Below are 21,318 nucleotides of genomic sequence, written 5' to 3' on the forward strand. Positions count from 1 at the left end.
CGCTCAGATCATAGATCCGCTTCGACCAAGTTGCCCTTGGCTTCCATCCAGGCGCGGCGGCCGGAGGCTTCGCCCTTGCCCATGAGCAGGTCGAACAGCGTCCGCGCAGAGGAGACGTCATCGAGCGTCACCGGCAGCACGCGACGCGTGGCGTGGTCCATGGCGGTTTCCTTGAGCTGGTCGGAACGCATTTCGCCCAGGCCCTTGAATCGGCCGATTTCCAGTTGCTCGACGCGGAAGCCTTCTTTGATCAAACGGTCACGGATGGCGTTGAGTTCGTTGTCGTCCAGCGCATAGAAGCGGCGCGCCGGGCGTTTCTTGCCTTGCGCGGGGACGTCGATGCGATACAGCGGCGGCATGGCGATGAACACGTGACCCGCCTCCACCACACGCGGAAAGTGACGCAGGAAGAGCGTCAGCAACAGCGTCTGGATGTGCGAGCCGTCCACGTCGGCGTCGGCCATGATGATGATCTTGCCGTAGCGCAGGCCCGACAGGACACCATCCGGCGCATCCAGCGCATGCGGATCGACGCCGATGGCGACGGAGATGTCGTGGATTTCGGCGTTGGCGAACAGGCGGTTGGGGTCCACTTCCCACGCGTTGAGCACTTTGCCGCGCAGCGGCAGGATGGCCTGCGTTTCGCGATCGCGCGCGAGCTTGGCGGAGCCGCCGGCCGAGTCCCCTTCGACGAGGTAGAGCTCGTTGTCGGCGATGTCTTCGCTCTCGCAATCGGACAGCTTGCCCGGCAGCACGGCCACGCCGCTGCTTTTGCGCTTTTCGACCTTCTGTGCGTTCTTCAGGCGCGATTGCGCCTGCTTGATGGCGAGTTCTGCAATCGCACGACCGTACTCGACGTTCTGGTTCAGCCACGCTTCGAACGGGTGGAGCACCATGCTGGACACCAGCTTGACCGCTTCGCGCGAGTTGAGTTTTTCCTTCACCTGCCCCTGGAATTGCGGGTCGAGGATGCGCGCGGAGAGCACGAAGCTCATCTTGCCGCACACGTCGTCCTGCTGGATCTTTACGCCCTTGGGCAGCAGGCTGTGGTGTTCGATGAAGCTCTTGACCGCTTCGAAAACACCGGTGCGCAGGCCGGATTCGTGCGTACCGCCGGCAACGGTCGGGATCAGGTTCACGTAGCTCTCGTTGAGCTGCATGCCGTCGAACCAGCCGAAGCTCCAGGCCGCGCCCTCGCCCTGCGCGAAGTCTTCATCCGCGCCGGCATAGGCTTCACCGGTAAACAGTGGTGCAACGGCCTCGGCGCCTGCGACCATCTCGCGCAGGTAACCGGCCAGCCCTTCTGTGTAGCGCCATTCCTGGCGCGCGAAACTGCCGTCGGCTTGTTCGATGTCGAGCATGACTTTCACGCCCGGCAACAGCACGGCCTTGGAACGCAGAAGACGTTCGATCTCGGCCTGCGGGATCTTCGGCGAATCGAAGTAACGGCCGTCAGGCCACACGCGTACCCGCGTCCCGGTATGTTTGCCCGCGCTGCCGATGTCCTGCAGCTCGCCGATACTGCGGCCGCCGTCGGCAAACACGATCTGGTGGATCTTGCCGTCGCGGCGCACTTCGACTTCGACGCGCGTCGACAGCGCGGTGGTGACCGCCACGCCCACACCGTGCAAACCGCCGGAGAAGGCATACGCGGAGTTGCCGCTCTTCTTGTCGAACTTGCCGCCCGCGTGCAGCACCGTATAGGCCAGCACGACCACCGGCAGACCTTCTTGCGGATGCAGGCCGACCGGGATGCCGCGACCGTCGTCGGTGACGGCCACCGAGCCGTCGCGCATGAGCACGACGTGGATGTTCTTGGCAAAGCCGGCCAACGCTTCGTCGGCGGCGTTGTCGATGACTTCCTGGATGATGTGCGTGGGCGAATCGGTACGCGTGTACATGCCCGGGCGCTCGCGCACCGGCTCCAGCCCCTTGAGGACGCGGAACGAGGATTCGTCGTATTGCTTCTGTGTCATGTCGTCTTGCAGTTCAGGCGCTCGCTTCGTGCGGCAGCCACAGGCAACCGCCCTTGGTCGCCTTGTCGATATCGTTGAGGTAACCCATGTGCGCGGCGAGTTCTTCTTCGGACGCGCGCAACACCACCAGCGCAGGCCGTTCGCCAGCGACGGCGAAGGATGCCACGGCCAGCTCGTCCATGTCTTCATCCAGGCCGATGGTCAGGCTTTCCTGCCCTCGCGTCATGGCCAGGTACACCTCGGCCAGCAACTCGGCATCGAGCAATGCCCCGTGCAGCGTACGGTGCGAGTTGTCGATCTCGTAGCGCGAACACAACGCGTCGAGCGAGGCCTTCTTGCCGGGGAACATCTCCTTGGCCATGCGGACCGTGTCGATCACGTCCGGGTGACACATGTCGGCGATCCTGGGCAGGGTCAGGCGGTCGAACTCCATGTTGAGGAAGCCGACGTCGAAGGCCGCGTTGTGGATGATGAGCTGAGCGTCGGCGAGGTAATCCGCAAGCTCGCGCGAGATGTGCTCGAACAACGGCTTGTCGGAGAGAAAATCGTCCGACAGGCCGTGGATGCGTTCGGAGTCGCCGACCTCGCGCTGAGGGTTCAGATATACGTGATAGTTGTTGCCGGTGAGCTTGCGGTTGAGCAGCTCGACACAGCCGATTTCGACCACGCGGTCACCGGTACGCCAGTCCAGGCCCGTCGTTTCGGTATCGAGGACGATCTGCCGCATCAAGCTTCCTTGTGGCTCGCGACCAATGCCTTGTAGATGGCGACGAATTCGTTCGCATCCAGCGCCGCGGAACCGATCAGGCCGCCGTCGATGTCCGGCATGTTGAACAGGCTGGAAGCATTGCTGGCCTTGACGCTGCCACCGTAGAGAATCGGCAGGTTATCGGCGAAAGCCTGATCACGTTGCGCCACGCGAGCCCGCAGGAAGGCAAGTTCTTCCTGCACGATTTCCGGCGTGGCGGCGATGCCGGTGCCGATCGCCCAGCGCGGTTCATAGGCCAGGATGATTTTGTCATGCGCGGTGCGGATGTAGCCGAAGGCGGCATCGAGCTGGCGGGCGAGCACTTCGTGCGTGCGGCCGGCGTCGCGTTCTTCCGCGGTCTCGCCCACGCAGATGATGGGCACCAGGCCGGCGTCGATGGCGGCCAGCGACTTGCGGCCCATGAGACCGTCGTTTTCGTGCTGGTAATAGCGGCGCTCGGAGTGTCCGATGATGACCGAATCGCAGCCGAGCTCATGCAGCATCAGCGGCGAGACTTCGCCGGTGTACATTCCGTTGAGATGGTCGGACGCGTTCTGTGCGCCGAGGTGAATGCCGCTGCTCTTGAGCAATTCGGCCAGTTGCGGGATGTATGGGAAGGCCGGACACACGACCATCTCGACACCTTCGGTCAGCGCGGGCAGCTCGGCACGTAGCTGCTCGATCAATGTGCGGTTGCTGGCAAGGTTGCCATGCATCTTCCAGTTACCGACGAGCCATTTTTTTCGCATATTGAGTGTCCAGGTAAAGAGTCGTTAAAAGAGGTCCAGGCGCACGGCGCAAGAATCCTGCCGCATCGCTACAGAGTCTGAATGTCGTCGAGCGCCACTACGTCGCGCAGTCGTTCCTGCGGCGTGACGGAGAGGTACAGGCGCTTGCCCAGGTCGGGGTAGTCGCACACATCGTAGTCGGGGCGGCTTCCGCCCACCAGATAGACGAGGTCCGTATTGCCCGTGTTGTGCATGGCGTGCGCCGGGCCGCCCGCAGGCAGCCCGATGAAGTCGCCCGCCGCCACCGCATGGCTGTCGTCACCCAGTACCACCGCGCCTTCGCCTTCGAGCACGTAGATGAACTCGTCACAGAACCGATGCGTGTGCTTTTCTGTCGATGTGACACCGGGCGCCACGCGCACGTGGTGCACGCCGACGCGCGTCAGGCCACAGGCGTCACCCAACGAATGCGAGTGGCGCACGGCCGAAGCGTTGAGCGGATGATGCAGCGTGCGGGCGGCGTCCCCGCCCTGCTCGTCGCGACGCACGATGTAGGGGTTGGCAGCCATGACACCCTCCGAAGCAGACATCACGAAAACTCGCGCAGCGCATCGAGCGCTTGTTCAATGCGGTCGACCGCCCGTACCTCGATGCCGGGAATCGGCTGGCGCGGTGCATTGGCTGTCGGGATCAGTGCGATTTCAAAACCCAGCTTGGCCGCTTCGCGCAGGCGTTCCTGCCCACGCGGCGCGGGGCGGATCTCGCCGGCCAGCCCGACTTCGCCGAACACCACCAGCTTCGGGGGCAAAGGTTTGCTGCGCAGGGACGACACGATTGCCAGGCACACCGAAAGATCGGCGGCTGGCTCGGCGATCTTCACACCACCCACGGCGTTGATGAACACATCCTGGTCCGAGCACACGATGCCGGCGTGACGATGAAGCACGGCCAGCAACATCGCCAGACGGTTTTGTTCCAGCCCGACCGAGAGCCTGCGCGGGCTCGGACTGTGCGCCATGTCAACCAGCGCCTGGATTTCGACCAGCAGCGGCCGCGTGCCCTCCTGCGTGACCAGCACGCATGCGCCGGGTACGGGCTGGGCGTGTTGCGACAGAAACAGAGCCGACGGATTGCTCACGCCACGCAGCCCCTTGTCGGTCATGGCGAACACGCCAAGTTCGTTGACCGCGCCGAAACGGTTCTTGATGGCGCGCACGAGGCGGAAGCTCGAATGCGTGTCGCCCTCGAAATACAGGACCGTGTCGACGATGTGTTCGAGTACGCGCGGTCCGGCCAGTGCGCCGTCCTTCGTGACGTGACCGACGAGAATCACGCTGGTGCCGGTCGACTTGGCGTGGCGCGTGAGCTGTGCCGCGCATTCGCGCACCTGTGCCACCGATCCGGGTGCAGACTGCAGCGCTTCGGAATACAAGGTCTGGATGGAGTCGATCACCGCCACCGCCGGGCGCACCTCACGCAGCGTGGCGAGAATTTTTTCCAGCGAGATTTCGGGCAGCAGCGGCAGGTCGCCACAATCGAGCTGCAAACGCCGCGCGCGCAGCGCGACCTGCTCGGTGGATTCTTCGCCGCTCACATACAACGTCGATTGCCTGGGCTGCAATTGCGCCAGCGCCTGCAGCAACAGCGTCGACTTGCCGATGCCCGGATCGCCGCCGATCAGCACCACCATGCCAGGCACGATGCCGCCACCCAGCACGCGGTCCAGCTCTTCGATGCCGGTCGGCTGGCGCGGTGCTTCACGCGGGTCGATTTCGCCCAGCTTCTGCATCTTGCCGGCGCTTGCCGCCAACGTGGCGAAGCGCCCTGTCGCAGCCGGTTCGGCAACGCTTTCGACGAGCGTGTTCCACTGACCGCAGCCAGGGCATTGGCCCTGCCACTTTGGATTCTGTGCACCGCACTCGGTGCAGACGTAGATGGATTTGGCCTTGGCCATCAGCGCGTCAACACCGGCACGCGATCGGCCAGTGCGCAAAAGAGTTCATACGACACGGTCTGCGCGCTCGCGGCGACCTCATCAGCCGGCAATCCCTGCCCCCACAACGTGACCGTCGAGCCGACGCCGGCATCCGGGATATCGGTGAGGTCCACCGACAGCATGTCCATCGACACACGACCCAGGGTGCGCGTACGCACGCCATTCACGAGTACCGGCGTACCGGTGGGCGCGTGGCGCGGATAGCCATCGGCGTAACCGCAAGCGACCGTGCCGGTACGCATCGTTCGGTCGGCACGGAACAAGGCGCCGTAGCCCACTTCATGCCCCGGTTCGAGCGTCTGCACGCCGATGATTTCGCTCTCCAGCGTCATCACCGGCTGCAGGCCGATGGTGTCGCTCGACTGCATGTCGGGAATCGGCGAGCCGCCGTACAGCATGATCCCCGGCCGCACCCAATCACGATGCGATTGGGGAAAGCGCAGCAACGCGGCCGAATTGGCGACACTGCACGGCAGGTCGAGGCCTGCCGCCGTGGCATCGAAGATTTCGAGCTGATGCGCAATGCCATGCGCATCATCAGCGCCGGCAAAATGCGTCATCAGGGTGATATGGCCCACCTGCCCGCTGGCTCGCAGCCGTTCGATCACCTTGGCCGCACAGCTTGGCGGCAGGCCGAGGCGATTCATGCCGGTGTTGATCTTGACGTGCACATCGACCGGCCGGTCGAGTTCCATGAGTTCGAGCATGCGCAGTTGCTCAGCGCCATGCACGACCAGCGTCAGGCCGTATTCGGCCGCCATCAGCACGTCGTCCTCGCGGAAGGCGCCTTCCAGCAACAGGATGGACTGCTTCAGGCCGGCTTCGCGCAGCGCTACGGCTTCACTCACCTCAAGCAGCGCAAAACCGTCGGCGACATCGGCGATGGCGCTGGCGCACGGCACAAGGCCGTGGCCGTAGGCATTGGCCTTGACCACGGCCCAGGCGTGTGCGGTGGGCGCACGCCCCTTTGCCAACAGGTAGTTGTGGCGGAAAGCCGATGTATCGATGCGAGCGCGGATGGGACGAGCCATGTGTCGGTGGGAGGCGTTTTCAGGGCATGGAGCGAGCGTCGCTCTGCTCCATGCCACGCCTTGTCAGTTCAAGGTTGGGGGTTGTTTGCGGCGAGCGCATTATCGCCCGGATTGCCGCTGCTTTGGGCCAGCTCGCTCATGTGCTGGACGGTGAACTCGGCAAACGTCGAGTGCAGCCGCGCGCGGAACCGGTCCTTGGGCACCAGCACATTCAGTGACGAGTACAGACGCGGTTCGAGCGAAATGGCGATCAGCGTGCCGTCGCGAAGATCACGCCCCAGCGATGCCCGCGAGATGATGGCAAAGCCGACGCCGTCGCGCACCAGTTGCTTGATGACTGCAAGACTGCCGAGCTCGGCGGCGCGCGTGAGATTTTCAGGCGGCACGCCCGAGGTGCGGAAGAAGTTCTCCGCCAGCGCACGGATCGCCGCGCCGGGGTCACGATCCACAAAGGCGAACGGCTGCAGGTCTTCAGCCCGCACCCAGCTCACCTTGGACAGCATGTGTCCCGGCGGCACCACGACCATGAGTTCGTCGCGATAGGCCAGCGTGCATTCGAGATCGGGATCGTCAGAATCCTTTTCGACCATGCCGACGTCGATGTCGTGCGCGGCGACGCGGTTTTCGATGTTCTCGGAGTTACCGACGAACACGCGCGGCACCACGCGAGGGTATTTCTGCTTGAACTTGGAAATGAGCTGCGGCAGCCAATAGGCAGCGATGGTCGGGCTGGCACCGATGGTCAGCACGCCCGTGAGTTCGTCCGTCAGCTCATTGATGCGGGTTTCCATCTCGTCCGACAGGCCGAGAATCCGTTCGGCGTAGGCAAAGACGATCTCGCCCGCTGGCGTCAGCGACACGCGACCGTGCCCGCGATCGAGCAGGCGCGTGTTGAATTGCTCTTCCAGTTGCTTGATCTGGAAGGTCACCGCCGGCTGCGTCATGAACAACGTTTCAGCCGCGCGAGTGAAGGAGCCGTGCTTAGCAACGGCATGAAAGACCTGGAGTCTTCTGTCAGCCATGGCGCCTCCATATAAGAAGTTTTTATTGCCGGCAATTGCAGCACAAACGCTGTGCGCTGTCACCTCTTGTGTCTTTGTTTGTTGCAAGGCGCGCCACGACGCTATTTCACCGTTCTGCGCAGGAAAGTGCACAAATAGTCTGTGGTATAAACGCGCTTTCGCCCACATAAGAGAGATACATGGGCTTGGGTTTTTACATTGTCATGCTGGCGCAGTTCTTTTCTGCGCTGGCGGACAACGCGCTGCTGATCTGTGCCATCGCGATCCTGCAGCATTTGCAGGCGCCGCCCGAATACGCACCACTGCTGAAGACGTCATTCACGATCTCTTACGTCGTGCTGGCCGCTTTCGTAGGCGCATTCGCCGATTCGATGCCGAAGTGGCGCGTGATGCTCATCAGCAACAGCATCAAGATCGTCGGCTGCGGCATGATGCTCGCCGGCATCAATCCACTGATTGCCTACGCCGTCGTCGGCCTGGGCGCGGCGGCCTATTCCCCAGCCAAGTACGGCATCCTGACCGAGATGCTGCCGCCTTCGAAGCTGGTCACCGCCAATGGCTGGATCGAAGGCCTGACCGTGGGCGCCATCATCCTCGGCTCGCTTCTGGGCGGCGCGCTGATCCTCCCGGACTTCCGCGACTGGGCATTGAGTCTGGGCATTCCCGGCATCCGCACGGGCGACCAGGCAAGCCTCCTCCTCGTCGGCCTCTTATACGTGATCGCAGCGGTGTTCAATCGCTATGTGCCCGACACCGGCGTGGACCACAAGCCTCTCAAGCGTAGCCCGTGGTACCTCGTCCACGAATTTTCGCATTGCGTACGCCTGCTCTGGCGCGACAAGCTCGGGCAGATTTCCCTGGCCGTTACCACCCTGTTCTGGGGCGCTGGTGCCACGCTGCAATTCATCGTCATAGACTGGGCCTACCATTCGATGGGGCTCAGCCTGTCCAAGGCCACTCAACTGCAAGGCGTGGTGGCCATCGGTGTCTCCATCGGCGCCATCGCAGCGGCCCGCTGGCTGACGCTGCGTCGCTCGCCGAGCGTGATTCCCATCGGCATCGCCATGGGCCTGGTCGTGCCCTTGATGGTGTTGCTGCCTTATCTTCCGCGTGAAAGTCTCGGTACGATCAGCTTCGACCTCTTCGGGCATGCGATGCACTTCCATCTGCACATCCGCATGCTGTGCGTCATGGCACTCATGATCGTGGTGGGCGCGCTGTCAGGCTTCTTCGTTGTCCCGATGAACGCGCTTCTGCAACATCGTGGCCACGTGCTGATGGGCGCAGGCCACTCGATCGCCGTGCAGAACTTCAACGAGAACGTTTCGATCCTCGTCATGACCGGTCTCTATGCCCTGCTCATCCGCCTGGGGCTATCGGTCAACGTGGTGATCGTGCTCTTCGGACTGTTCGTCGCGGCGATGATGTATCTCGTGAAGTTGCGCTTCGAAGCCAATCAACGCGAGCACGACGACGTGGCGCAACTGGAAGGCGCGGGACACTGAGCCAAGACAGCGCCCCCATGGGTGTGTCACCCCCTGCCGGACAGTACGGTCACTTCATCCTGCGCGTCGATCAGGTCTTTGCCTTTTGACGCGCCATCTCATCCTGAGCAAAGCACAGGTCTTCCCACGCCTTGGATTTGTCCGGCAGGTTACGCAGCAGGTACGCCGGGTGGTAGGTAACCACCACGGGGACCAACTCGTATCGGAACACCTTGCCGCGCGAGGCCGAAATGCGCGGCTCACCGCCAAGTAGCGTCTGCGCGGCTGGACGCCCCATGGCGATGAGCAGCCTGGGCGCGACCAGCGCGATCTGACGTTCAAGGAAGGGCCGGCAGGCGGCCATTTCGTCCGGCTGCGGGGTACGGTTGCCCGGTGGGCGACACTTGACCGCGTTGGCGATGTAAACGGTGTTCTGACGCGAAAGGCCGACGCTGTCGAGCATGGCGTCGAGCAAGCGGCCTGCCTGCCCCACGAACGGCTCGCCGCGCTCGTCCTCCTCCGCTCCCGGACCTTCGCCGACGATCATCCACTCCGCCTCGCGCGCGCCGACGCCAAAAACCGTCTGCTTGCGCGCTTCGCACAGGCGGCAGGCACGGCAGTCGCGCACGGCGGCTTCGAGCGCGTCCCAATCCATGGTCGACACCGGATCGACCTTTGCCACGGCAGGGGCCGGCCGGCCGGCGGGTTCGGCTTCGAGCGCGGGCTCGCCACGTTCCATCGGCACGGATTCGCCAACGGGCATGTCATCGAACGGCGGCGGTGCATCATCCAGCCAGGTTGGCGGCTCATCCGCAGGCATGACCGGCGCCGGCGAGGGAATCTGCTGCACTGGTGCAGCCGTCTCCGGCGCCTCTGCCACGGCGGCAGCGGCGGCGCGCAACTGCCAGCGAGGCTTGATGCCCATTTCCGTCAGCATCTGTTCGCGTCGTGCGTCGAGCTTGGTCATGGTCAGAGATCCCTGCGCAATTCGAGCGCGTCTTCGCGCCCTTCCGTGGCTGGGTAATAGCCCTTGCGACGCCGGTTGAGCACGAATCCCCACTTCTCGTAGAGCGCCTGCGCGGCGACGTTGGATTCGCGCACTTCGAGGAACAACTGCGTCTTGCCTGCCGTGCGTGCGAATTCGCATACGTGGTACATGAGCGCAGAGCCCAGTCCTCTGCCTTGTAGCTCCGGCAGGACACTGATATTGAGCAGGTTGGCGTCATCCACGCCAAGCATCAGCACGGCGTAGCCCGCACGGGCGCCGCGGTGGCGCAGTAACCAGCAACTATGTCCGGCCGCTTGGGAGTTGGCGAAGTCGCGGTGGCTCCATGGGAATGGATAGATGAACGCTTCGGCTTCGGCGACCCAGTCGAGGTCATCCGCCGTCATCGACGAAAAGTTCAGCTCATCGGCGGGAATCGGCGTGCGGTCTGCCCGGCCCTGCAGGACGGCGCTCATGCCTTGCCACCTTGTGCCAGGCGTTCGGCGACTGTCAGCGCCACATGGTTGCGCACGTATTCAGGCGCGGCCAGCGCCGGATCGATCCAGGCGGCGGGATCGCGTGCCGCCAGCCGTGCCACGGCGCCAGCGAGCGGTACGGCCTCGGGATCGAGCACAGCAACGTGGCCAGCAAACCGTTCGGCGATGGCCGGATAGGCGCGGAACGCGGTGCCCACTCCCCGCCACCCTCCTTCGGGCGGGACAGGCACGGATTGCGGCGGCACGCATTCGGCTTCGGCCACCTGGACCAGTGCCCCGTTCTGGCGTTGGAAGCGGGCTACATAGGCCTCGTTCATGCGTGCGTCCGCCGCGCAGTAGATCAAGTCGGCATCAATGGGCTCGGCCAACGCCAGCAAGCTATTGATCGGCGCGACCGGGCGATCCACGCCCAACGCAAGGCCTTGCGCCACGCCGCAGGCCAGCCGCAGGCCGGTAAAGGCACCGGGCCCGCTGCCGAAGGCGACGCAGTCGAGGGCGGAAACACCGATGCCGGCTTCAGCCAGCATTTCGCGCACCAGCGGCAGGATATTGGCGGAATGGCCGGAGGCGCTGCCCGACAAGGCGCGTTCGACAAGGTCGCCGTCAAGCATGAGCGCGACCGAACCGCGTTCGCAGGAGGTTTCGAGAGCCAGGATTTTCATGAGCCGTTGATTTTACCCGAGCCACGCAATCCGGCCCGCTAAAATGCGGCCATGCAAACAGTTTCCCCCGCCCTTCCCCCGCGTCGGCTATCCGTGGCCCCCATGTTGGACTGGACCGACCGCCATTGCCGTTACTTCCACCGTCTGCTGGCGCCGCATGCCTGGCTGTATACCGAGATGATCACCACCGGCGCCCTGATCCACGGCGATCAGGCGCGGCATTTGCGTTTCGATGCGCGCGAACAGCCGGTAGCGTTGCAGCTCGGCGGCTCGGAGCCCGAAGCGCTGGCGCGATGCGCGACGATGGCCGAGCACTGGGGCTATGACGAGGTCAATATCAATTGCGGCTGCCCGAGCGAGCGCGTGCAGAACGGCGCATTCGGTGCTTGCCTGATGAGCGAACCGCAATTGGTACGCGACTGTGTGGCCGCCATGAGCGAGGCCACACGCCTGCCGGTAACCGTCAAGCATCGCATCGGCATCGACCGGGTCGAACACTATGGTTTTGTGCGCGACTTTGTCGCCACCGTGGCCGAAGGCGGTGCGCGGACATTCATCGTGCATGCGCGCAACGCATGGCTCAAGGGCCTGTCTCCGAAGGAAAACCGCGAGATCCCGCCGCTGCGCTATGAATTCGCCTACCGGCTCAAGGCCGAATTTCCGGAGCTCGAAATATTGATCAACGGTGGCATTGCGACGGTCGAAGCCATCCAGGCGCATCTGGAGCACGTCGACGGCGTGATGATCGGTCGCGAGGCCTATCACAACCCGTGGGCGCTGACCGAATGGGAGCGCGCCCTGTTCAACGCCGACTGGCAACCGCAACGCGCGGAAGTCATCGCCGCGCTGGTGGCGTACTGCGAGCAGGAACGACGCGAGCACGGCACGCCGATGCGCGCCATCGTGCGCCATGTGCTGAACCTCGCCAACGGCCTGCCGGGCGCCCGCCAGTTCCGGCGCATGCTGTCCGACCCGCAGATGCTGCGCGACGCCACGCCCGACCTGCTTTGGCGAGCCTGGGAACAGGTCGGCACCAAGACGGTCGCAGCATAGGCTGCATGAAAGATATATATTGACGCTGCGCCGGCGCGCGGCGTCACGATGGCGGCATCGAAACGGCGCCGGCGTTACACTTCCGAGCTACCCCCGATAACGCAGGAGATCACGATGTCTTCTCGCACCATCCAGGTCGCGCCTTTCGACCTCGTCGTATTTGGCGGCACGGGCGACCTGGCCGCCCGCAAGTTGCTCCCCGCGCTCTACCACCGCGACCATGCCGGTCAGATTCCGGACGAAGCCCGCATCATCGGGGTGTCGCGTCGTGCATTGACGCGCGAAGGATATGCCGATTTCGTACGCAAGTCGGTGCGCGAATTCGTACCAGGCAACGCCATCGATGAGGCGGTGCTCGAACGCTTCGCCAGCCGCGCAGACTACCGCGCCGTCGATGCGACCGGCGAGGCCGGCTGGTCCGATCTCGCGCAGGTACTGGCCGACGGCCGGGACCGTACGCGGGCGTTCTACTTTGCCGTCTCGCCCGAACTGTTCGCCCCGCTTTCGCAACACATCCAGGAATTCCACCTCATCACGCCGCAGTCGCGGGTGGTGCTCGAAAAACCGATCGGCAAGGACGGTGACAGCGCACAGGAAGTCAACGAAGCGGTCGGCAAAGTGTTTGCTGAAAACCAGATCTTCCGCATCGACCACTACCTCGGCAAAGAAACCGTACAGAACCTGATGGCGCTGCGCTTTGCCAACCGGCTGTTCGAACCGCTCTGGAACAGCGGCAACATCGATCACATCCAGATCACGGTGTCCGAGGACATCGGCGTCGGGGAGCGCGGCGGTTACTACGATACCTCCGGCGCGCTGCGCGACATGGTGCAGAACCACATGCTGCAACTGGTCACGCTGATCGCGATGGAACCGCCTGACGCGTACGACTCGGAATCGGTGCGCGACGAAAAACTCAAGGTGCTCAAGGCGCTCAAGCGCATCGACGAACGCAACGTCGAACAAGTCACCGTGCGTGGGCAATACCGCGCCGGTTCGGTCGCGAGCAAACCGGTGCAAAGTTATCTCGACGACATTGGCAGGGAGGAGAGCAACACCGAGACATTCGTCGCCATCAAGGCCGAGATCGCCAACTGGCGCTGGGCCGGCGTGCCGTTCTATCTGCGCACGGGCAAGCGCCTGGCCGAACGCGTCTCCGAGATCGTGGTGAACTTCCGCCACATTTCGCATTCGATCTTCGACCACACCGCCGGCCGCATCCATCACAACCGGCTGGTGATCCGTCTGCAGCCCGATGAAGGCGTGACACTGGAAGTCATGATCAAGGACCCGGGCCCCGGCGGCATGCGGCTGCGGCGCATCCCGCTCGACATGAGCTTTGCCGAAACCTTCGGCGTCGCCAATCCGGACGCTTACGAACGCTTGTTGATGGATGTGATCCGCGGCAACCAGACGCTGTTCATGAGTCGCAACGAAGTCGCCGCCGCGTGGCGCTGGATCGATCCGATCATCGCGGCCTGGGCCACTACCGGCCAGCGACCGAGTCCGTACAGTTCGGGCAGTTGGGGGCCGTCGGCTTCCATCGCGCTGATCGAACGCGACGGACGCACGTGGTTCGAGGACAGCGAATAATCACCAATACCGGCGGGTTCGCCCGCATGACAAACGCAATATGGAGAATCAATGAAACTCATCCTGCGCTGGGCACTCAATGCCGTGGCCCTGATGCTGGTGCCGCAGATCGTGACCTCGATCACCGTCAGCAGCTTCATGACCGCCCTGCTCGCGGCCTTGCTCATCGGTCTGGTCAATGCGTTGATCCGCCCGGTGCTGTTGATCCTCACCCTGCCCATCACGGTGCTGACACTGGGCCTGTTCGCGCTGGTGATCAATGCGCTGATGTTCTGGCTGGTGGCCGAAGTGATATCCGGCTTCCACGTGCCGGGCTTCTGGCCCGCCATGTGGGGCGCGATCGTCTATGCCATTCTGACCTGGGCGGTGAACGTGGCGTTGTCGGATTGAATTCACCGGATCGACCGCCAGGCGGTCGTTGCAGGCGGACAGGGCGACTTCAAGGTCGCCCTTTTTTATTGCCGCGACGCGACTGCGAAAAAACTCCTAAAGCCGCGGCAACGGCCGTCGTTAATGGCTCATACATTGGAAATAACGCGCAAAAGCAGCTCTTATTCAAGTTTCAAAGCGCCGGGCCGATGTAAGTGGCAAGAGTCACGAACTCGAACGAACGAAGGGCCCCTGGGCCTGGAGTGAGAAACGCAAAGATAAGGAGTTAGAAAATGGCAATGACCATTAACACCAACGTTCAGTCCCTGAACGCGCAACGCAACATCACCAGCACGCAAAGCTCGTTGTCGACCTCGCTGCAACGCCTGTCCTCCGGCCTGCGCATCAACAGCGCCAAGGACGACGCGGCCGGCCTGGCGATTTCGGATCGCATGACCGCGCAGATCAAGGGCCTGACCCAAGCGCAACGCAACGCCAACGACGGCATCTCGCTGGCGCAGACCGCCGAAGGCGCGCTGGGCGAAATCAGCAACAACCTGCAACGCATCCGCGAACTGGCCGTACAAGCCTCCAATGGCACGAACACCCAGACCGACCGCGACGCACTGCAAGCCGAAGTAACGCAACTGCAAGCTGAAATCCAGCGCGTCGCCCAGCAAACCAGCTTCAACGGTCAAAAGCTGCTCGACGGTTCGTTCAACGGCGTGCAATTCCAGATCGGCGCCAACGCTGGCGAAACCATCGGCGTGAGCAAGATCATGAACGCGCAGACCGCCTCGCTGGGTGGTTCGCTGACCCGCACCACCTCGACGATCAATGCAACGTCCCTGACCAAGTACGACACGGCCATGGCCGCTGGCGACCTGACGATCAACGGTGTCGACGTGGGCAAGATCGATGCAGCGTCGACCTCCCAAGAGCGCGCAGCACAACTGACCGAAGCCATCAACCGCGTGTCGTCGCAAACCAACGTGGGTGCGTCCTACGACAAGACCACCGGCCAAGTCACGCTGACCTCCAATGCGGCCATCGCCGTGGCGGGCGCAGCGGACGATGCGACTATCGCAGGCTGGGCCAACAACGCCACCACCGGCACGGCAACGACCACCACCGGTATCAACTCGCTGACGGTTTCGTCCTTCACCAACGCGCAACAAACGATCACCCAGATCGACAATGCGCTGAAGGACATCAACACCGCCCGCGCTGACCTGGGTGCCGTGCAGAACCGCTTCACCTCGACGGTGGCAAACCTGCAATCGATGACGGAAAACCTGTCGTCCGCCCGTGGCCGCGTGACCGACGCTGACTTCGCTTCGGAAACCGCCAACCTGTCGCGCTCGCAGATCCTGCAGCAAGCGGGTACCGCAATGCTGGCCCAGGCCAACGCCCTGCCGCAGCAAGTGCTGAAGCTCCTGAGCTAAGCGACGGCCAAGCGTTACGCTGCATCAAGTAAAAAAACCCGCTTCGGCGGGTTTTTCGTTGTCTGCGCGTTCGATGCCGCCACTGGCAAGCCTTGCCGGCAATCCGGCAGCGCGCCTCCCTGCACCCGGCAGCAATTGCCGCCCCGTCCTCATCCCTTGCCTGAGTCGCACGCCAAAGCACGGAAAAACGCCGTGTTTGCCGCCTATTTCCGGTTGCGAACAAAACTGGCCCACCCTTTGCAATAGCCCTCGTGAGCTGAACGCCTCGGCATGCGCCGACGTGGGTCTGGAGATCGCTCTCCAGCAGTTCGGCCGGACCGTTCGAGTGCAATTCATGGAGGAAATTGGCCATGGCCATGACCATCAACACCAACGTGGCATCGTTGAATGCCCAACGTAACCTGACCACGTCGCAGAGCTCACTGTCGACGTCACTGCAGCGCCTGTCGTCAGGCCTGCGTATCAACAGCGCGAAGGATGACGCCGCAGGCCTGGCGATTTCCGAGCGCATGACCACCCAGGTGCGCGGCCTGACGCAGGCGATCCGCAACGCCAACGACGGTGTATCGCTGGCGCAGACCGCCGAAGGCGCGCTGGGCGAAATCAGCAATGACCTGCAACGCATCCGCGAGCTGGCCGTGCAAGCCTCCAACGGCACCAACACGCAGAGCGACCGCGACGCGCTGCAGGCCGAAGTGGCTCAATTGCAGGCAGAAATCCAGCGTGTTGCCGAGCAGACCAGTTTCAACGGCAACAAGCTGTTGGATGGCTCTTTCACCGGCGTGCAGTTCCAGATCGGTGCCAACTCCGGCGAAACGATCGGCATCAGCTCGATCATGAACGCGCAGACTGCCGCGCTCGGCGGGACGCTGACGCGATTCACGTCCACCATCAATGCGACCGCACTGACCGGGTATGCCAACGGTATCGCCGCCGGCGCGGTCACGATCAATGGTGTCGACATCGGCAAGGTCGACCCGGCATCGAATGCGCAAGAGCGTGCCGCGCAGGTCACTGAAGCGATCAACCGCGTGTCGTCGACCACGGGCGTAGGCGCTTCGTATGACAAGACCACCGGCCAGGTCACGCTGTCCTCCAATGCCGCCATCAATATCGCGGGCACCGCACCGGTGTTGGCGGACTTTGGCTGGGCGGCCGGCGCGACAGGCACGTCGACCACCACCACGGGTATCGCATCGCTGACAGTGGATTCGTTCACCAATGCACAGATGACGATCTCGCAGATCGACAACGCGCTCAAGGACATCAACGAGGCGCGTGCCAACCTGGGCGCGATCCAGAACCGCTTCACCTCGACGGTTGCAAACCTGCAGACGACGACGGAAAACCTCTCCGCCGCGCGCGGCCGCATCACCGATGCGGACTTCGCTTCGGAAACGGCCAACCTGTCGCGCTCGCAGATCCTGCAGCAAGCGGGCACCGCGATGCTGGCACAAGCCAACGCACTGCCCCAGCAAGTGCTGAAGCTGCTGCAGAGCTAAGCAAGGCTGCGTGCGACTTTCACCGCACGCAGGAAGGACAGCCGTCAGGCAACGGGCGTTTGATGGGCTCTGGTCCGGCCGCCAAGCGAAGGGGCCCGCCGATCTTGCATCGGTGGGCCCTCCAGCAGCTTGCGGGCGAACGGCTCAGCCGAAGACGAGATTCGGCAGAAAGAGCACGAGTCCCGGCCAGAAGATCATGATCACGACCAGCCCGATGACCGCGCCGAGGAACGGCAAGGCTTCGCGCGTGTACTCGTCCATGGGGCACTTGAGGATGCCGCAGACGGTGAACATCGCTACGCCCACAGGCGGCGTCATCGATCCGAGCGTCACGCAGGTCATCATGACCAGCCCGAAGTGCACGAGATCGACGCCCACGGCACTGACGATCGGCACCAGGATCGGCGTGAGCAGCAGCACGATGACCGTGCTTTCCAGCAAACAGCCGAGCGCGATGATGAACGCAATGATGAGCAGCATCAGCGCGTACTTGTTGCTGGTCAGCCCAACGAGGAACTCGGTCGCATTCTGCGGCACGGATTCCAGTGTGATGACATAGCCGATCATCGACGACAGCATGATGATCAGCATGATCATGCCGACGTCGCGCACACTATGGCGCAGGCAGTCGAGCAACTTTTCCAGCGTCAGCTCGCGGTACACCACCATCCCAATGAATATGGCATATACGACGGCGAACGCACCCGCCTCCGACGGCGTGAAGATGCCGTAGCGAATCCCGACGATCAGGAAGATCGGGAAAAGCAGCGCCCACTTGCAGTCCCACATCTTGAAGAGGATTTCGCGCAGCGGCGGAATGCGCTCGAGTTCGGCTTCGTACCCCCGGCGACGGGCGATGATGTAGGCCGTGCCCATCAGGAAGAGCGTCATCAGCACACCCGGCACGATGCCGCCGACGAACAGCCGGCCGATCGACACGTTGCCAAGAAAGCCGTACAGGATCAGGCCGATGCTCGGTGGAATCGTCGCGGTGATCAGCGAGCCCACGACAATCGAACCGCACACGAAGCCACGCGCGTAGCCGCGTTGCAGCATCGACGGGCCTAGAATGCGGGCCTCCATTGCGGCATCGGCCACGGCCGAGCCCGACACGCCGCCCATCAATGCCGCCAGCATGATCGCCACGTGTGCCAGCCCCCCGCGAATCCAGCCCGTCAACACCGTCGACAGGCGGATGAGCCGTTCGGTGATGCCCGATTGGTTCATCAGATGTCCCGCGAATACGAACAGCGGAACCGCCAGCAAGGGAAAGGACTGCGTGGACGTCACGATCTTCTGCACGGCGATCGAGGTCGGCATCGGCCCGAACAGGTAGAAGAACATGAAGGCGATGCCGATGGCGAAGGCCACGGGCATGCCGAGGAACATCAGCACGAGAAATACAATGGTCAGTGTGCCGGTCATATCGCGTCTCCGTCACGACCTTCGATGGCGAGGGACTGCTGCCCCGTCATTGCGCCGAAGAGCCTGTCGATGGTGGTGATCGCCATGAGCGCCGCGCCGACCGGAATGGCCACCGTCACCCACGCGTAGCTGATGCCGGCGTCCCCGAGCGAGCGCTGGGTATTCAGCAAGGTGAGATCGACGCCATACCAGATCAGCAGCCCCAGGAAGACCAGGATCGCAATCTGCCAGCAAAGCCCGAGCGCGCGCCGCACCGCGGCAGGCATCTTCTTGACGGCAATGTCGATGACTACGTGGCTGTTGTGCTTGAGCGCGATATCTGCTCCCAACACACAGGCCCATGCAAAGGTGAGCTGTGCGACGTCGACCGACCACACCAGTGGCGCTCCCACCGTACGCGTGAGCGCACCGATGAAGACCATGACGGTCGTAGTAGCGAAGAAGGCCATCGCGAGCCACTCTTCGAGCTTGTACAAGATCTGCTTCATATACCTTTCGTCCATTCAATGACACGAGGCGCACCCCACCAGGGGCGCGCCGCGAACAAACCGGGATTGACGGATTACTTGGCGACGATGGCGTCGACCTGCTTGCGCAGATCGACGTAGCCGAACTTGTCGTAGACGCTACGCGTGGAGGCGACGAAAGGCGTGATGTCGACGTCGACGACCTGCATGCCCTTGGCCTTGAGATCCTTCTCGTAAGTGACCAGCAGATCGGTGGTCAGCTTGGAGGCGTAGTCGCCGGCCTTGAGGGATTCTTCGCGCACGATGACCTGCAGATCCTTGGGCAGCTTGTCGAACCACTTGGCCGAGCCGACCAGGCCCGTCACGAGTTGGATGTGGCGCGTCTTGGTGATGTACTTGGTGACCTCGTACAGACGCGAACCATAGATCGCCGGCACCTGCGCCTCCACCGCGTCGATGGCCTTCAGTTGCAGTGCCGAATACGACTCGGCCCAGGGCATTGGCGTCGGCGTGGCGCCCAGCGCGCGAACCGTCTCCAGCCACAGCGGCGCGCCCGGCGTGCGCATGCGCACGCCGGCGAGGTCTGCCGGCTTGGTGACAGGCTTGTTGGTGACCAGATGGCGTTCTCCCTGGTACCAGTTGAACGAAAACACCTGGAAGCCGCCCTTGTCGTGCAGCTTGGTCACCCATTCTTCGAAGACGGGCGAGGCCACCACCTTGCGCATCTCGGCGAAGTTCTTGACGACGTAGGGCGCGGTCAGAATGCCGAACTCTTTCGTGTACGGCTCCATGCGTGCGCCGTCGGTCACCAGCGCCACACCGGCGCCCGCCTTGATCTGCTCGATGATGTCTTCGTCCGAACCCAATTGCGATGCGGGAAAGGTCTTGACCTGGACCCGGCCCTTGGACCGCGCCTCGACATTTTTCTTGAATTCGAGCAGTCCCTTGTACATCGGATCGTCGGCCACCTGCGAAGTGCTGACGTTCAGCGTGTACGTCTGCGCAGAGGTTGCCGGAGCCACTACCGCGAGAGCCAGCGCCGACAGGGCAAGGGAAAAGTGCTTGATTGATCTCATGAACATCTCCATATCGTTATGTGACCTGCGCGCCAACATCGACGCGCAGTCTCTCTGTGGAGTTGTGTTCAGGCCCGGATGACGTTCAGCGCTTCGTAGCACGCTCCCATGGTGTGGTAGTCGGCCTTGTTGCTGTAGGACTTGCGATTGCTGTAGCGGCGATTGTCCGGGGACAGCATACGGTACCACGCGCCGTAGGTGTGATCGACAAAATGAGTCCAGGCGTATTGCCAGAGGCGCGCATACCACTGCCAGTAGCGCTCATCGCCCGAGGCATCGGCAAGAAGCGCGGCCGCCGCGATGCTCTCGGCCTGCACCCAGAAGTACTTGTCGCGATCGCACGGCACGCCCTGCAGGTCGTAGCCGTAGATGAGCCCGCCATGCAGATCGTCCCAGCCATGTGCAACGGCGGTGTCGAAAAGTTCGCGCGCCCGCGCGACGTACCAGTCGGCCGGCGCATGGCGATTCAGGATGAGCAGCAGCTTGGCCCATTCAGTCTGGTGACCCGTCTGGATGCCCCACGGGCGGATATGGTTGCTGCGATCATGACGGTTGTATTCGAGATCCGGCCGCCAGTCGGTAGTGAAGTGTTCCCACACTTGCCCGCCTGTCGGTGCAGCAAGCTCGACCGTGAATCGATGGGCCAGCAATTGCGCGCGGGCAAGATAGCGATGCTCCCCCGTCGCCTCATAAGCCGCGATGAGTGCTTCGCACGCGTGCATGTTGTCGTTCTGGCCGCGATACGCTTGCAGGTGCCAGTCGGCGGTCGCCTCATTGGCGTAACAGTTGTCCGTCGGCAACCAGAAATGGCGCTCCATCAGCGCCCAGGTTTCGTCGATCCATGGACGGACCTCGCTGACTCCGGCACGCAGCGCCGTGGCATATGCCAGCATGACGAATGCCAGCCCGTAGCAGTGGTTGGTGCGGTCGACCGGCCTGCCCTGCTCGATACGCCAGGCGTAGCCGCCCGTAGCCGGGTCGCGGTGACGTTCGGTCAGATAGGCAAGCCCGTGGCGCACGCGATCCAGGTAATCCGTGAGCCCGAATGCGCGATACGCCATGGCGTAGTTGAAGACGAACCGACACGACGCAACCAACGTGCGCGTCGATCGGTCGAAGATCGTGCCATCGTCCTCGTAGCACTGGAAAAAACCGCCTTCTACGTCCACGCAACGCGCGTCGTAGAAGGCGAGGATGCTGCGGATGTGATCCAGCAGGAACGACCGGCTGCGAAACTCCACTCCGTTTATCTCCTTCTC

General features: G+C 63.1%; 20 protein-coding genes. 6 read left to right on the forward strand and 14 right to left on the reverse strand.

Annotated features, from left to right (window positions below; translation table 11 throughout):
* Positions 1-8 precede the first annotated feature (8 nt).
* From ACDA63_RS00825 to ACDA63_RS00855, 7 genes are all read right to left on the reverse strand, one after another.
* Complete coding sequence (locus tag ACDA63_RS00825) at positions 9-1,976, reverse strand: DNA topoisomerase IV subunit B (RefSeq protein WP_373661253.1); 1,968 nt, start codon at positions 1,974-1,976, stop codon at positions 9-11.
* Positions 1,977-1,989: 13 nt separating this feature from the next.
* Positions 1,990-2,703, reverse strand: coding sequence for a DNA polymerase III subunit epsilon (gene dnaQ / locus ACDA63_RS00830; protein WP_373661254.1), 714 nt, complete (start codon positions 2,701-2,703; stop codon positions 1,990-1,992).
* Entirely contained in the window at positions 2,703-3,473 is a 771-nt protein-coding gene (gene tpiA, locus ACDA63_RS00835) for a triose-phosphate isomerase (protein ID WP_373661255.1), read from the reverse strand. The genes dnaQ and tpiA overlap by 1 nt, the downstream gene beginning before the upstream one ends.
* A gap of 68 nt (positions 3,474-3,541) precedes the next feature.
* The gene (locus tag ACDA63_RS00840; RefSeq protein WP_373661256.1) at positions 3,542-4,021 is read right to left on the reverse strand and encodes a cupin domain-containing protein; all 480 of its coding nucleotides are present in this window, start codon (positions 4,019-4,021) and stop codon (positions 3,542-3,544) included.
* Between the two features lie 20 nt (positions 4,022-4,041).
* A complete protein-coding gene (gene radA / locus ACDA63_RS00845; protein WP_373661257.1) occupies positions 4,042-5,406 on the reverse strand; it encodes a DNA repair protein RadA in 1,365 nt (454 codons plus the stop codon).
* A complete protein-coding gene (gene alr, locus ACDA63_RS00850) occupies positions 5,406-6,479 on the reverse strand; it encodes an alanine racemase (RefSeq protein WP_373661258.1) in 1,074 nt (357 codons plus the stop codon). Before alr ends, radA begins: the two co-directional genes overlap by 1 nt.
* Positions 6,480-6,547: 68 nt before the next feature.
* A complete protein-coding gene (locus ACDA63_RS00855; RefSeq protein WP_373661259.1) occupies positions 6,548-7,501 on the reverse strand; it encodes a LysR substrate-binding domain-containing protein in 954 nt (317 codons plus the stop codon).
* 179 nt (positions 7,502-7,680) lie between these two features.
* Here ACDA63_RS00855 and lplT point away from each other — a divergent pair, with 179 nt between their 5' ends.
* Positions 7,681-9,006: a lysophospholipid transporter LplT gene (lplT, locus tag ACDA63_RS00860; protein WP_373661260.1), complete on the forward strand. Its 1,326-nt coding sequence runs from the start codon at positions 7,681-7,683 to the stop codon at positions 9,004-9,006.
* A 70-nt stretch (positions 9,007-9,076) separates the two neighbouring features.
* On the opposite strand, the gene ACDA63_RS00865 is transcribed toward lplT, so the two are convergent.
* Genes ACDA63_RS00865 through tsaB form a run of 3 tightly spaced genes read right to left on the reverse strand, consistent with a single transcriptional unit; the run spans position 9,077 to position 11,129 of the window.
* Positions 9,077-9,952 carry a uracil-DNA glycosylase family protein gene (locus ACDA63_RS00865; protein ID WP_373661261.1) on the reverse strand — a complete coding sequence of 292 codons (876 nt, stop codon included), beginning with the start codon at positions 9,950-9,952 and terminating at the stop codon, positions 9,077-9,079.
* Positions 9,953-9,954: 2 nt separating this feature from the next.
* The gene (gene rimI, locus ACDA63_RS00870) at positions 9,955-10,446 is read right to left on the reverse strand and encodes a ribosomal protein S18-alanine N-acetyltransferase (RefSeq protein WP_373661262.1); all 492 of its coding nucleotides are present in this window, start codon (positions 10,444-10,446) and stop codon (positions 9,955-9,957) included.
* Positions 10,443-11,129 (reverse strand): tRNA (adenosine(37)-N6)-threonylcarbamoyltransferase complex dimerization subunit type 1 TsaB, encoded by a 687-nt coding sequence (gene tsaB / locus ACDA63_RS00875; RefSeq protein WP_373661263.1) that lies wholly within the window; start codon positions 11,127-11,129, stop codon positions 10,443-10,445. Before tsaB ends, rimI begins: the two co-directional genes overlap by 4 nt.
* 51 nt (positions 11,130-11,180) lie before the next feature.
* Between tsaB and dusA the strand changes: the two genes are divergently transcribed.
* The 5 genes from dusA (at position 11,181) to ACDA63_RS00900 (ending at position 17,091) form a co-directional block, all read left to right on the forward strand.
* On the forward strand, positions 11,181-12,182 hold the full coding sequence (dusA, locus tag ACDA63_RS00880; protein ID WP_373661264.1) for a tRNA dihydrouridine(20/20a) synthase DusA: 1,002 nt from the start codon (positions 11,181-11,183) through the stop codon (positions 12,180-12,182).
* A gap of 114 nt (positions 12,183-12,296) precedes the next feature.
* On the forward strand, positions 12,297-13,775 hold the full coding sequence (gene zwf / locus ACDA63_RS00885; protein ID WP_373661265.1) for a glucose-6-phosphate dehydrogenase: 1,479 nt from the start codon (positions 12,297-12,299) through the stop codon (positions 13,773-13,775).
* A 51-nt stretch (positions 13,776-13,826) separates the two neighbouring features.
* Positions 13,827-14,165, forward strand: coding sequence for a phage holin family protein (locus ACDA63_RS00890; protein ID WP_373661266.1), 339 nt, complete (start codon positions 13,827-13,829; stop codon positions 14,163-14,165).
* A 272-nt stretch (positions 14,166-14,437) separates the two neighbouring features.
* Positions 14,438-15,589 (forward strand): flagellin, encoded by a 1,152-nt coding sequence (locus ACDA63_RS00895; RefSeq protein WP_373661267.1) that lies wholly within the window; start codon positions 14,438-14,440, stop codon positions 15,587-15,589.
* A 350-nt stretch (positions 15,590-15,939) separates the two neighbouring features.
* On the forward strand, positions 15,940-17,091 hold the full coding sequence (locus ACDA63_RS00900; RefSeq protein ID WP_373661268.1) for a flagellin: 1,152 nt from the start codon (positions 15,940-15,942) through the stop codon (positions 17,089-17,091).
* 144 nt (positions 17,092-17,235) lie between these two features.
* Here the strand turns inward: ACDA63_RS00900 and ACDA63_RS00905 are convergent, their stop codons facing one another.
* The 4 genes from ACDA63_RS00905 to ACDA63_RS00920 form a co-directional block, all read right to left on the reverse strand.
* A complete protein-coding gene (locus ACDA63_RS00905; protein WP_373661269.1) occupies positions 17,236-18,516 on the reverse strand; it encodes a TRAP transporter large permease in 1,281 nt (426 codons plus the stop codon).
* Positions 18,513-19,004 (reverse strand): TRAP transporter small permease, encoded by a 492-nt coding sequence (locus ACDA63_RS00910; protein WP_373661270.1) that lies wholly within the window; start codon positions 19,002-19,004, stop codon positions 18,513-18,515. The genes ACDA63_RS00905 and ACDA63_RS00910 overlap by 4 nt, the downstream gene beginning before the upstream one ends.
* Before the next feature lie 74 nt (positions 19,005-19,078).
* Positions 19,079-20,059, reverse strand: coding sequence for a C4-dicarboxylate TRAP transporter substrate-binding protein (locus tag ACDA63_RS00915; RefSeq protein WP_373661271.1), 981 nt, complete (start codon positions 20,057-20,059; stop codon positions 19,079-19,081).
* 68 nt (positions 20,060-20,127) lie between these two features.
* Complete coding sequence (locus ACDA63_RS00920; protein WP_373661272.1) at positions 20,128-21,300, reverse strand: AGE family epimerase/isomerase; 1,173 nt, start codon at positions 21,298-21,300, stop codon at positions 20,128-20,130.
* Positions 21,301-21,318 lie beyond the last annotated feature (18 nt).

The sequence above is a fragment of the Uliginosibacterium sp. sgz301328 genome (assembly GCF_041807905.1).
Taxonomy (GTDB): Bacteria; Pseudomonadota; Gammaproteobacteria; order Burkholderiales; family Rhodocyclaceae; genus JBGVSA01.

Coding starts and splice junctions, on each gene's coding strand:
- ACDA63_RS00825 (WP_373661253.1), bottom strand. CDS start 1,976: ATGACACAGAAGCAATACGACGAATCCTCGTTCCGCGTCCTCAAGGGG.
- dnaQ (WP_373661254.1), bottom strand. CDS start 2,703: ATGCGGCAGATCGTCCTCGATACCGAAACGACGGGCCTGGACTGGCGT.
- tpiA (WP_373661255.1), bottom strand. CDS start 3,473: ATGCGAAAAAAATGGCTCGTCGGTAACTGGAAGATGCATGGCAACCTT.
- ACDA63_RS00840 (WP_373661256.1), bottom strand. CDS start 4,021: ATGGCTGCCAACCCCTACATCGTGCGTCGCGACGAGCAGGGCGGGGAC.
- radA (WP_373661257.1), bottom strand. CDS start 5,406: ATGGCCAAGGCCAAATCCATCTACGTCTGCACCGAGTGCGGTGCACAG.
- alr (WP_373661258.1), bottom strand. CDS start 6,479: ATGGCTCGTCCCATCCGCGCTCGCATCGATACATCGGCTTTCCGCCAC.
- ACDA63_RS00855 (WP_373661259.1), bottom strand. CDS start 7,501: ATGGCTGACAGAAGACTCCAGGTCTTTCATGCCGTTGCTAAGCACGGC.
- lplT (WP_373661260.1), top strand. CDS start 7,681: ATGGGCTTGGGTTTTTACATTGTCATGCTGGCGCAGTTCTTTTCTGCG.
- ACDA63_RS00865 (WP_373661261.1), bottom strand. CDS start 9,952: ATGACCAAGCTCGACGCACGACGCGAACAGATGCTGACGGAAATGGGC.
- rimI (WP_373661262.1), bottom strand. CDS start 10,446: ATGAGCGCCGTCCTGCAGGGCCGGGCAGACCGCACGCCGATTCCCGCC.
- tsaB (WP_373661263.1), bottom strand. CDS start 11,129: ATGAAAATCCTGGCTCTCGAAACCTCCTGCGAACGCGGTTCGGTCGCG.
- dusA (WP_373661264.1), top strand. CDS start 11,181: ATGCAAACAGTTTCCCCCGCCCTTCCCCCGCGTCGGCTATCCGTGGCC.
- zwf (WP_373661265.1), top strand. CDS start 12,297: ATGTCTTCTCGCACCATCCAGGTCGCGCCTTTCGACCTCGTCGTATTT.
- ACDA63_RS00890 (WP_373661266.1), top strand. CDS start 13,827: ATGAAACTCATCCTGCGCTGGGCACTCAATGCCGTGGCCCTGATGCTG.
- ACDA63_RS00895 (WP_373661267.1), top strand. CDS start 14,438: ATGGCAATGACCATTAACACCAACGTTCAGTCCCTGAACGCGCAACGC.
- ACDA63_RS00900 (WP_373661268.1), top strand. CDS start 15,940: ATGGCCATGACCATCAACACCAACGTGGCATCGTTGAATGCCCAACGT.
- ACDA63_RS00905 (WP_373661269.1), bottom strand. CDS start 18,516: ATGACCGGCACACTGACCATTGTATTTCTCGTGCTGATGTTCCTCGGC.
- ACDA63_RS00910 (WP_373661270.1), bottom strand. CDS start 19,004: ATGAAGCAGATCTTGTACAAGCTCGAAGAGTGGCTCGCGATGGCCTTC.
- ACDA63_RS00915 (WP_373661271.1), bottom strand. CDS start 20,059: ATGAGATCAATCAAGCACTTTTCCCTTGCCCTGTCGGCGCTGGCTCTC.